Source organism: Enterococcus sp. AZ095b (assembly GCF_051714725.1).
GTDB classification, from domain to species: domain Bacteria; phylum Bacillota; class Bacilli; order Lactobacillales; family Enterococcaceae; genus Enterococcus_B; species Enterococcus_B pernyi.
Genome location: NZ_JBIOSL010000001.1, coordinates 1,113,230 through 1,124,937, shown reverse-complemented (window position 1 = coordinate 1,124,937; position 11,708 = coordinate 1,113,230). Strand labels below are relative to the sequence as shown.

Below are 11,708 nucleotides of genomic sequence, written 5' to 3'. Positions count from 1 at the left end.
AGAAAATAAGCTACACTTAAAGTGTACTAAAATCAAAGGAGCTGAAAGTATGAATTCACTAACATCTACTTACCGTTTATCAAATGGCTATGAAATCCCTGTTGTCGGTTTCGGTACTTGGCAAACCCCTGACGGAGACGTTGCTGTTTCCTCAGTTAAAGAAGCATTAGCTGCCGGTTATCGTCATATTGATACCGCTCAAGGGTACAAAAACGAAGAAAGTGTCGGACAAGCAATCAAAGAAAGTGGTGTTCCAAGAGAAGAGATTTTCTTAACGACTAAACTTTGGAACGAAAACCATAGCTACGATCTAGCAATGTCCTCTTTCGAAGAGTCCTTAAAAAAATTACAAACAGACTATGTGGATCTTTTCTTGATCCATTGGCCTAATCCAGTTTCTTTCCGCGAAAATTGGCAAGAAGCGAATGCCGAAACATGGCGTGCTTTTGAAGAGTTATACGAAGCTGGCAAAATCAAAGCGATCGGTGTCAGCAACTTCTTACCGCATCACTTAGATGAACTTGCAAAAACAGCAAAAATCATGCCAATGGTCAATCAAGTATTTCTTGCTCCAGGCGAATTGCAACCACCTGTTGTTGAGTACGCGAAAAAACATGATATGGTCCTTGAAGCATATAGCCCTCTTGGCACTGGTAAAATCTTCGACGTCACAGAAATGCAAGAGATTGCCAACACACACAATAAGAGCGTTGCCCAAGTAGCGCTACGTTGGTCATTACAACACGGTTTCTTACCATTACCAAAATCTGTTACACCAAGCAGAATCAAGGAGAACACTGAATTATTTGATTTTGAGCTATCAGAAGAAGAAATGAAGACGATCGACCAATTAGATGGTGTCGTTGGCAAAGCAAAAGATCCAGATACTACACAATTTTAAAGGTAAAGGATAGTGATATTCTATGAACCCCGTGGACCGCTTAGATCGTTTATCTGAAAAAGTGACTCAGACATTTGATCCAGATTTTATCTTTTTGATCCGTCCAGAAAAAATCCAGCATTTTCCTGCTCGAAACTGGTCAAGGGATGAAAAACTTGCGGAAATAAAAAAACGTTTGGATCATTCATTGATGACGATGCAATGGCAAGGACATGAGGTCATCTATTCACCTGAACTAGTCACCTTTGCCTTATTGCCAAAAAAATAACTAGATGAGGGAGCATTAGTCTGTGGACTTTTGCTCCCCTTTTTGAGAGATTGGAACAGAAGTATTTAACCTCGAGAAATAAGGCGATATCTACGAAATTGTTCATCAAATTTCTGTGGATGTCGCCTTATTTCCGAGAAGTTTACTGCTGTTTCCACCGTTTATTCAGTTTTAGCATATGTGAGAGGTCGATTATCCCACTCAATTTTGTTTTTCCATCGAAGTAATAAAAGTTTTTTCTTGATAAACCTTTTCATTTGCTCGTTTTTTTCTTATAATCGAAAGGGTATGAATGAAGGAGAGTATCTATGAAGAAAAAACAAAAACAAAAATTATTAAAACAATTCCGTCCTTCTTTAGATGGAATTCGCACACAATTATTCCGTTCATTGGAAGAAGAAAGTTTACGCCGTTATGGTCTGCCATTGCAAGTCATGCTTGATCCTAAAAACCGTCAAGTCTTAATCATTGGCTTAGCAGGACAAGCAAATGAAGATACACGCATCAATGTACCAATCGACGATAACTTTACTGCTGTCTTGAAACGTATTCGTTCTGGTGAAGCAACGATTTTTGAACGTTTCCGTGACAACCTATTGATTGAGATTGTTTCTTACTGGAATGATCAACGCATGAAAAAAGATCAACCAACGGCTCAACCTGCAGCGACACCAGTCACTAATGACGCGTCCGTAAAAGAAACACCAACAAAAGAAGTTGAAAAAGTTGAGACAACTTCTCAATCAGTCAGTAAAAAAGCAACAACTGACAAGAAAACAAGTGATGAAAAAGTTGAGACAGATTCTTTGACTTTCGATGATTTTGCCAAACAAGTAGCAGAATATCCGAAGTTCACTGCTGAAAAAACAGCAGATGCTGTAGTGATCAATGAAACAGTCAAAGACGACACACGAAAATTAGCAGAGATCTCTATGTCTGCTGTCAATGAATTTACGATCGAAAAAGCTTTAGAACGTAAATACAAAGTGAAATTAACATTAGTGCCATTGATCGAACAATTTGCCACTACACCGATCAACGAAAGATAAACGCAAGCAAATAGATTGCGTGATGATTTTTACCTAAAAAAGCAGCTGAAATGACGATCATCGTTCATTTCAACTGCTTTTTTTATCATTTATAAATGTAAAAAAGAGAATATCGATTGTTCCTATTGTTGCGCTGCGTTCTTCCCTGTTGTTTCTAATTGCTCTTGCACCAACTGCATCACTCTCATCCGTTCCTCATCGGGTATCTTCTCATAGTAGATCCCTGCTTCTCCCAAGATGCCATCACCAATATATTGTTCACCTTTCAACTGATGGTTCGTGATATTGGATAATGCCGAATGGTATTCATTCATCATTCCGAGCATTTCATCTAAGGACATATCCGTTGTCCCATTTTCACCGACTACCTCTAAAAGCTGGCGATAATTGAATAAACTTTTCACAGATAAGAACTCATTGACTAAAATGTTGACGACTTCCCTTTGCCTTTTCTGTCGCCCATAGTCATCCTCAGGATCTTCTGCTCGCATGCGCGCATACTGTAATCCTTCCCAACCATTTAATTCTAGCGTTCCTTCTGGATAATGGATGTCTTCTGCTGTAAACTCAAACGCATTATTTACAGTGATTCCTCCCACAGCATCGATCAACGCTTCTAATCCATCCATATTCAACGATACATAGTGATGAATCGGTATATCAAGATATTGTTCAACCGTATCCACCATCATGTCGATACCACCGTAAGAATGAGCATGGTTGATTTTATCAACCAGTCCATCCATATTGGCAATTTCTACGAAAGAATCTCGAGGAATACTCGTGATCGTCGTTGTTTTCTTTTGATTATTCAATGTCACCAACATGATCGTATTTGCACGATAGTCCGTTTTTCTAATTGAATTATTGGCGATACCTAAAACTAAAATGCTGACTGGCGTATCCTTTTCCCGCTGAACGGTTTCTCTTTGTAACGGTTGTTGCATCGAAGTCACGGTCTGTCTGGCATCGTAGTAAAAGCGAACACCATACGCAACTGCAGAACCTACTAATAGGAAAAGAAATGCCATAATAGACAATAAAACTTTTTGTTTTCTAGTGAATATTCGTTTTTGTTGGTGCTTTTTTCTTACTGTTTTTTCAGTGATAAAAGAGAAAAACAGACTATAGCATAAGAAAACAACTGAAAAACTCAGTAAAAAACCTGCCAAGATATCGCTAGGATAATGTACTCTCAAATAAATTCTAGAACTAGCAATCAATAATGGATATAGAGCCCCCACCCATACTAGTTTATTTACCCTTTTCTCGCGATAAATAATGTACATGGTGATCAAAAATACTAAGAATAGCGTCATAGACAAAATCGAATGACCACTTGGAAAAGAGTAAGAAGATCTAGGAATCAATTGCTCCACATCAGGTCGTGTCCGCTGGATAGCTTGTTTCATCACGTAGCCAATCAAACTAACTGTCAAAACCATTAAGACTTGCCAAATGGCTAATTTGTGGTACTGTTTCCGCCAACTAAAAATTGCAAGCAACCCTGTGAAAAATAAAGTAGGAATAATCGTTGCTAGTTTTGCAAAATAACTAAAAAATGTTGTTAATACTGGGAATTCGATTAATCGCTCCTGTTGATAAATGGCTAAATCAAGTTGGTTGAATAAGGTGTTTTCTGTCATAACTAGTGTGGTCAAAGTCGTCAATAAGACGAGTGATACGAATGCTACCACCAATGTTCCTTTTGGCATCTGTTTCATAATAACTTCCCTTCTACTTCTCATTCATACTTTTTAAATCCTAAAATAATGCCTAAACCACAGCCAATAACCAAGAGGGAAGTTCCTCCTTGACTTAAAAATGGTAAAGGAATCCCTGTTAATGGGAGTAGACCGATCGCAGCTCCAATATTTTCAAACACTTGGAATAACAAACCAAATACGAAGACAATCGCAAAATACACATTTCCTTTATTATTTGTTTCGATTGCGCTATAAATGATTTGGTAAAAAAGATAAAAATATAAAAAGAGCACAGAAACGCTTCCTAAAAAGCCAAATGTTTCAGCAATCACTGTAAAGACCATATCTGATTCACGAACGGGCACATAGATAGGATTGATTGCTTCGGCCCTGCCACTAAACCCACCTGCCCCGATAGAAAGTAAACTTTGTGATTGTTGATAACCAATCGATTGGCTATATGCAAATGGATCAACCCATGCGCGTACTCGATCTAACTGATAAGTCTTAAAATTCAGACGATATAAAATCTGGTGTCCGTATTCAGTAAAAACTAAAGCAATCAAAATGGCCCCGAGAATAACTAGAATCGAGGTTATTGCCGTCATGATCTTCCAATGTACCCCAGCGATCATGAATAATGCCCCCAAGCATATGACAAAAACCAAACTTGTTCCAAAATCTTTTTGCATGTACATCAATAAAAAGGTCGGTAAACTAACCAGTAATATCTTTCCTACATAAAATAAATCAGTTTTAACGGTTCGTTGCTTCACCTTTTGCTCATAGATCAAGGTCAAATAAACAACCACTAAGATAAAGGTGAGTTTCACTAATTCAGAAGGTTGAAATGAAAAGCTGCCGATCCTAAGCCAACGTTTGGTGCCTGTGAGTTGAAACATCACCGGATCATAAAACTGATACAACAGGCCCATCACAAAAAGTGAAAAGCCATAAAGATAAGGAGAATATCTTAACAATACGACTGTTTTCACTCGTTGTGTTAGAAACAACAGCCCGACCGACATCAAACAAAACACGATTTGTCGAAGCACGACTCCTCGGACTGGAACTTGGTCATAAACAGCTGCCCCATATTGCACACCGACACTTAATAAATATAAAAGAAAGATTGGTAAAAATAATGCATAGTTGAATTCATTTATTTTAAATTTCATTTTGCTTACCTCGTGAGGACAGTTTCAGGCAAACACCCAAAAGCATGGACAAAATCAAATAGCTTGATCCTCCATAACTAATAAAAGGAAGCGGAATACCTGTCATTGGGATCATGCCACTGATACTTGCAATATTGATACTTGTCTGTAGCAATAACAACATCCCTGTTCCCAAATAAATCAACCCGATCTGCTGATTTGGTTCATTCGCACTCAAGACAAATAAGCGCAAAATAATCGAAAATAACATTGCTAGAATCAGTAAGCCTACGATCAGGCCTAACTCTTCTAAAATAATCGAAAAAATAAAATCAGTCTCGGCTACTGGTAAATAGCCCTTTTTGGTAATACTATTTCCCAGTCCTAATCCAAAAATCCCACCGTTGTACATGGCATAATAAGATTGACTCATCTGAAATCCTTTTCCATAAGGATCTAAAAAAGGATTAAAAGCAATGCTCAAGCGATCATAAGTATGAGCAAAAATACTTGGTAATAGGTCATTTTGCCCTAGTAAATAAATAATGCCGCCAAGGAGCAAAAAGAGACTGAACAGTCCTGCAAAAAACAATAAAATATAGCGAACTGGTAATTGAACCGTCGTGATCATGATTGCAGCTAAGATGATCAACAAGATCGCACCAGCTACTTTTGGTTGGAATAAAATCAGCAGAGAACATAAAGCGATGATAAAAAAGGGTTTTTTTAATTCATTCAATGATTGCTTGGGTTTTCTAAAATAATAAGCTAAATAAAAAATCATACCGACATTGACAATTTCAGCAGGTTGAAATTGAAAACCTGCAATTGAGATCCATCGTTGCGCACCACTGATATTGACACCAATCCCAGGTACCTTTGTCAAGATCAGCCCCACGATACCGATCCCCATCATTATTTTTACGATTCGATGATTGAGTATAAATGCAGGTTTCACTCGGTAAATGAAAAAAATCATTGCCCAACTAAGTGCTACAAATACCATTTGTCGAACTAAAAGTTGATTTGTACTTTGATCGAATGACATCAAACGGAACGTACTCGCACTATAGATCATCAATAATCCTATTACACTGATCAACAGATATGGTACGAGCAAATACAAATCTATTTTTCTTATGTCTTTTACACCCATCCTATATTTCTCCTTTGTGTTACAGCGGAGATACGTCACTTACCCATCTTGAATAAAAAAAGCCAAACGAAAAAAACGATTGGCTTTTCAGTCTCATCGTGTGAGTTTTGACACTAAACAACGTAAAGATTTCTCTTAGCTATCTTATGAAGAGCCTTAATCCGACAATTCCTGTTTTACACATTGGCGTCTTTCGACGTTTCTGCGCAATAGCCTATGTTTGTTTAGGAGTCTCGCCTAACAAGTTATTCTATTTGAGGAAAAGTATACCTGTTAGATTATTTATTCACAAGAGAACCTCAAATAAGCTTAAAAAACTTTAGCTTTTTTTAATGTTATATAAATTATTTTTAAAATTTAATAATATATGTTCTATATTTTTTAGATCAGAGTATGTAAAAAAACGTAACAGAAAACCTTTAATCGACAAGGTCTGTTACGTTTTGTATGATATTATACAACCTCAAAAAAATGAAAATAGCATAAAAAGACGTGATGGCCTCTTATGAAAAAAATAAATTTCAGATTATAGATTCTTCATACTTAGCATAGGTATTTTTTTATGTGTTTTTAGAGGCACGTTATAATAATGAAAATTATTTGTCATTTTTCCCTCAGCTACTACGCCCATTTCGCAAATTATTCCTAGTTTTTGCTCGCCTGGATAGCTTCTAAGGCAGCTAGTGCGCTTTGTTGGTTGATCGTTCCTGACTCCCTAAGCTTTGCGGCAACTCTCTCGATTTCGTCCCCTTTGGCACCAACTGTGATTGCCAATGCTCTCGCTTGTAAGGACATATGTCCTTTTTGGATACCGTCACTAACAAGTGCACGCAGTGCCGCCAGGTTTTGTGCTAAACCAACAGCTGCAATCACTTGTGCCAATTCTTGTGCAGAATCAATTGCTAACATATCTAAAGAAGCTTTCGCTTTCGGTAAAACTCGGGAAGCGCCCCCTACTGTCGCAACAGCTAAAGGAACCGTCAATTTCCCTACCAAATGATCTTCCTTGATTTGCCAGTCAGTCAACCCTTGGTAACTACCATTTCGAGCAGCATAGGCATGAATAGCCGCTGCGGCTGCTCGTGTATCATTTCCTGTGGCTAAGATGACCGCTTCGATACCATTCATGATTCCTTTGTTGTGGGTCGTTGCCCGATAAGGATCCAATTTTGCGTATTCACTCGCTTGACGAATCTTTTCAGCAATCAGTTGACCCGTTTCTTTGTCCTTTGCCAATCGCTCAAAAGGAATCATACAAGTCGCGATTGCTAAAGATTCCGTCGCCAGATTACTTAAGATACTGAACAAGATTTCTTGTTCAGGGAACCATTCTTTGATACGAACCGCAACTCCCTCCAAAATCGAGTTGATGATATTCGCACCCATCGCATCTTTGACATCCACTAAAAAATCAAGTGAAAGATAGGCATGCTCGCTCCCCATAAATTCTCGAGTAGAAATTTCTCGGACACCTCCACCACGCTTGACGATCGAAGGATAGCTTTCGTTTGCACAAGTGACCAATTCTGGTTTTCTTGCTTCAATGACTTCTTTGATTTTTCGATAATCACAACGACCAGTTAAGACGATCTGCCCACGCATCAATCGTTGGGGTATCTGAACGCTGATATCGCCACATATTTTTGCGCCATTGCTCGCTGCAGCAATTACAGAAGGTTCTTCCGTTGCCATAGGAATCCATTTTTTTTGACCGTTCACTTGAAAATTCAATGCGACACCTAATGGGATCTCTACTTGGCTGATTTGATTTTCAATCAAATGGTTGGCGATATCTTCTGTTAAAACAGATTCTTTAAAACCTGTTGCTTCTGCTTGGGAAATCACTTTTTCTTGAACTAATCGCTGTCTACGTTGTTCTGGCGTTAGTTCATAAAACTTTTTTTTTTCGTTATCACCAGTTTCTTGCAAATTAGCTTCCAAAAGAACAGCTAATCCAAGACCGCCACCAATACATAATGAAGCTACTCCGTATCGTTGGTGCTGCCTTCTTAACGCATAGCCTAAAGTAGTCAAGATACGAGCGCCACTAGCACCAATCGGATGGCCTAACGCAATCGCACCACCATAAATATTGACTTTCTCTGATGGGAGATTTAATTCACGATTCACAACGATCGATGACGCAGCAAACGCTTCGTTAATTTCAAATAGATCGATGTCGTCCAAGGAAAGCTCTGTTTTCTCCATCAAGGTATTGATTGCTTTGATTGGAGCTACCCCCATGATACTTGGATCGATCCCAACTTCAGAGACTCCTTTGATCGTAGCTAAATACGGTAAGCCATGAGCAATCGCATAGTCTTTAGACGCTAAGATCAGTACAGAGCCACCATCGTTCAAAGGTGAAGCATTTCCAGCAGTAACTGTGCCGTCCTCCGCAAAAACCGTCCGTAAGGTGCTTAATTTTTCTAATGTACTATTTCCTCGCACTGCTTCATCTGTTGCAAATACTTCTTCATTACGGGAAATTGGAATGATTTCTTCCTTGAAGACCCCTGACTCGCTGGCTTGTCCTGCTTTTAATTGTGAAGCCAGTGCATATTGATCTTGCTCTGCTCTCGTCACAGAAAATTGTTTTGCCACATTTTCTGCTGTCAGTCCCATATGAGTATTGGAAAATGCATCGGTTAATCCATCATTGACCATACTTGAGATTTCTTCGATTTTCTCGTTTTCTGGATCGCTCACTTGGATCATCGGCGCTCTAGTCATGCTTTCAACACCACCGGCTATGATCAGGTCCGCTTCGCCTAGTTGGATTTGTTGACGCGCAAGGATCACTGATTTCATCCCAGATCCACAAACTTCATTGATTGTCATTGCCGGAACACTAACGGGGATTCCGCTATTGATCGCAATTTGTCGTGCAACATTTTGCCCATTCCCTGCTTGAAGCACATTTCCAAAAATGACTTGATTGATTGCTTCTTTGTTTATCCCTGTTCGTTCAAGGATTTCTGTTGTAATGAATGTTCCCAACTCAACAGCAGAATAACTGCTTAAGCTACCACGATACTTTCCAATCGGTGTTCGTGCAGCATCTATAATAACGACTTCCTTCAAGTTAAGCCACCCGTTGCCAAAGCCTATAAATTTACTTATCCACGTATTATATAAAACGCGACAGATTTATAGGTGTTACAATCTTTTGCGCAAACGGATTCCCTCCTTATTTCTCATATATTTGCGAACAACGTCACGCTGTAACCGACGAGACATTCTTCAAAACGTTTGTCTATATCAAATGGATAGAACAATGTGAATGGTTTCGTAAAAATTAAAATACACTTCTTATTAAATTGTATAAAAGATGGACAGTTGATTATTTTCTAACTGTCAAGTATCTCCTACAAAAATATACCATTCTTTACCGGAAATACAAATATAACATACACCTTTTAAAAAAAGCGCTATATTTTTTTACAAATCCTTAAAAATTAGCTTTTTTGTATTTCTTTTAGCGATTTTGTGATACTTTAATAAAGTAAGTTTTTTATCATGAGTAAAGAGGTGTTGAAATGAAAATAGGGATTGATCGTCTTTCCTTTTTTATTCCTAATTTATTTTTAGATATGACTGAATTAGCAAACAGACGTGGAGATGATCCTGCCAAATACCATATCGGGATCGGTCAAGATCAGATGGCTGTCAATCAAGTTTATGAAGACATCGTCACGCTAGGAGCAAATGCAGCGAGTAAAATCGTCACAGAAGAAGATCGTGAGAAAATCGATATGGTCATTGTAGGTACCGAATCAGGCATCGACCAATCAAAGGCAAGTGCTGTGATCATCCATCATTTGTTAAAAGTTCAACCTTTTGCTCGTTCATTCGAAGTAAAAGAAGCTTGTTACGGGGGAACAGCAGCTTTGCACATGGCAAAAGAATATGTCAAAAATCATCCAGATCGTAAAGTCTTAGTGATTGCGAGCGATATTGCTCGCTACGGTTTAGCAAGTGGTGGTGAAGTGACTCAAGGTGTAGGTGCGGTCGCTATGATGATCACACAAAACCCTCGGATTCTTTCTCTTGAAGACCACAGCGTCTTTTTAACAGAAGATATTTATGACTTTTGGCGTCCAAATTATAGTCAATATCCTGTAGTAGATGGTCCTTTGTCCAACTCTACTTATATTGAGTCTTTCCAAAAAGTCTGGAATAGATATAAAGAAACAACAGGTCGAACACTTGCTGATTATGATGCGCTTACCTTCCATATTCCTTACACAAAAATGGGGAAAAAAGCGTTACAAAGTGTGATCGAAGAAACAGATGAGGCAACGCAAAAACGTTTGATGGCTCGTTATGAAGAAGGCATCACCTATAGTCGACGAATAGGAAATCTATACACTGGGTCCCTTTATTTGGGATTGATTTCTTTATTAGAAAACTCTCAAGCATTGAAATCGGGTGCCCGTATCGGATTATTCAGCTATGGTTCTGGTGCTGTGAGTGAATTTTTCACTGGATATTTAGAAGAAGGCTATCAAAACTTCTTATCCAAAGAAGACAATCAAGCGATGTTAGATAACCGTGAAGCATTGACGGTTGATCAATATGAAAAGATCTTCAATGAAACATTACCGGGAAATGGTGAAACAGCTGAATATCATTCAGATCTACCTTACTCGATCTATAAAGTTGAAAATGATATTCGTTTTTACAAAGAAAAATAATGAATGCAAAAAACTGACCTCGATCGTTGACTAATAGATAGTCAATAATCGATAGGTCAGTTTATTTGTACTCTGAATTGTCTCACTGTTTTTAAATAATTCTTGGAGAGCTGACTGGAAACGTGGATCATCTTGCATTTCTTCATAATAAGCCCGCAAAAATGAAGGCGTGACTTCTTCCTGTGAATCATAAGTGAATTCAGTTCTCTTATAAGAAAGGTGTTTCTTTGATAAATACGTCTCAAACCGATCCATAATAGTTGACGAGGTGTTAGGGTCAGATTCCTCGATCCCTAAATACCTTTCAAGGGGTACGAAGACACTATCTTCTGAGGAGACTACTCTTAGGATCAAACAAGCTCTCATCGCTTTCCCACGCAGTTGTTCCAATTGTTCACAAGAAACCAAGGCGGGATTTGCTGCCGAAAAAACAAGTTCATAGGTCTTCTCTTCTTGTAAAAAATTAGTAAAATCTTTCAAAATGAATTGACAGTTATTTAGCCCCAGTATTTGTGCTTCATGTTCAGCATATACAAGCATTTCTTCTGAAAAATCAATCAACTCATATTTTTCTATTTCTTTTGCTAACGGCAGATAACGCCCTGCACCACCGGCAACATCTGCGAATGAGCCAGCTGGTAATAAATCCTCGCTTTTTAGATAAGCAACGACATCCTCTACGATCGTCGTACTAGATTCTTTTTGTGATTCGTAATAGTCTTTCGCAAAGGTATTCCATTCTTCTTTGTCCATTTGGATATTTCTCCTTTTATC

The 11,708-nt window shown here is 38.3% G+C and carries 9 protein-coding genes and 1 riboswitch; of the genes, 4 read left to right on the top strand and 5 right to left on the bottom strand.

All coding sequences use genetic code 11. From position 1 onward, the window contains the following. Positions 1–49 precede the first annotated feature (49 nt). The 3 genes from IGJ99_RS05430 (at position 50) to IGJ99_RS05420 (ending at position 2,218) form a co-directional block, all read left to right on the top strand. Positions 50–901 (top strand): aldo/keto reductase, encoded by an 852-nt coding sequence (locus tag IGJ99_RS05430; RefSeq protein WP_010735800.1) that lies wholly within the window; start codon positions 50–52, stop codon positions 899–901. 22 nt (positions 902–923) lie between these two features. Continuing rightward, positions 924–1,169 (top strand): hypothetical protein, encoded by a 246-nt coding sequence (locus IGJ99_RS05425; protein WP_010735801.1) that lies wholly within the window; start codon positions 924–926, stop codon positions 1,167–1,169. 308 nt (positions 1,170–1,477) lie between these two features. Then, positions 1,478–2,218 carry a hypothetical protein gene (locus IGJ99_RS05420; protein WP_438770666.1) on the top strand — a complete coding sequence of 247 codons (741 nt, stop codon included), beginning with the start codon at positions 1,478–1,480 and terminating at the stop codon, positions 2,216–2,218. A gap of 122 nt (positions 2,219–2,340) precedes the next feature. On the opposite strand, the gene IGJ99_RS05415 is transcribed toward IGJ99_RS05420, so the two are convergent. The 4 genes from IGJ99_RS05415 to IGJ99_RS05400 all read right to left on the bottom strand — a co-directional run bounded on the left by IGJ99_RS05415 (position 2,341) and on the right by IGJ99_RS05400 (position 9,321). Next, the gene (locus IGJ99_RS05415) at positions 2,341–3,942 is read right to left on the bottom strand and encodes a phosphatase PAP2/LCP family protein (protein ID WP_077151656.1); all 1,602 of its coding nucleotides are present in this window, start codon (positions 3,940–3,942) and stop codon (positions 2,341–2,343) included. A 20-nt stretch (positions 3,943–3,962) separates the two neighbouring features. After that, complete coding sequence (locus IGJ99_RS05410) at positions 3,963–5,102, bottom strand: FtsW/RodA/SpoVE family cell cycle protein (RefSeq protein WP_010735804.1); 1,140 nt, start codon at positions 5,100–5,102, stop codon at positions 3,963–3,965. Beyond that, positions 5,092–6,237 carry an FtsW/RodA/SpoVE family cell cycle protein gene (locus tag IGJ99_RS05405; RefSeq protein ID WP_438770665.1) on the bottom strand — a complete coding sequence of 382 codons (1,146 nt, stop codon included), beginning with the start codon at positions 6,235–6,237 and terminating at the stop codon, positions 5,092–5,094. Before IGJ99_RS05405 ends, IGJ99_RS05410 begins: the two co-directional genes overlap by 11 nt. A gap of 84 nt (positions 6,238–6,321) precedes the next feature. Then, positions 6,322–6,489: riboswitch (M-box (ykoK) riboswitch) on the bottom strand. A 393-nt stretch (positions 6,490–6,882) separates the two neighbouring features. Next, a complete protein-coding gene (locus IGJ99_RS05400; protein ID WP_084812837.1) occupies positions 6,883–9,321 on the bottom strand; it encodes a hydroxymethylglutaryl-CoA reductase, degradative in 2,439 nt (812 codons plus the stop codon). 455 nt (positions 9,322–9,776) lie between these two features. Here IGJ99_RS05400 and IGJ99_RS05395 point away from each other — a divergent pair, with 455 nt between their 5' ends. Beyond that, on the top strand, positions 9,777–10,934 hold the full coding sequence (locus tag IGJ99_RS05395) for a hydroxymethylglutaryl-CoA synthase (RefSeq protein WP_062805420.1): 1,158 nt from the start codon (positions 9,777–9,779) through the stop codon (positions 10,932–10,934). Between the two features lie 30 nt (positions 10,935–10,964). Here IGJ99_RS05395 and IGJ99_RS05390 read toward each other — a convergent pair whose 3' ends face one another. After that, complete coding sequence (locus IGJ99_RS05390) at positions 10,965–11,687, bottom strand: class I SAM-dependent methyltransferase (RefSeq protein WP_438770664.1); 723 nt, start codon at positions 11,685–11,687, stop codon at positions 10,965–10,967. Positions 11,688–11,708: the final 21 nt, after the last annotated feature.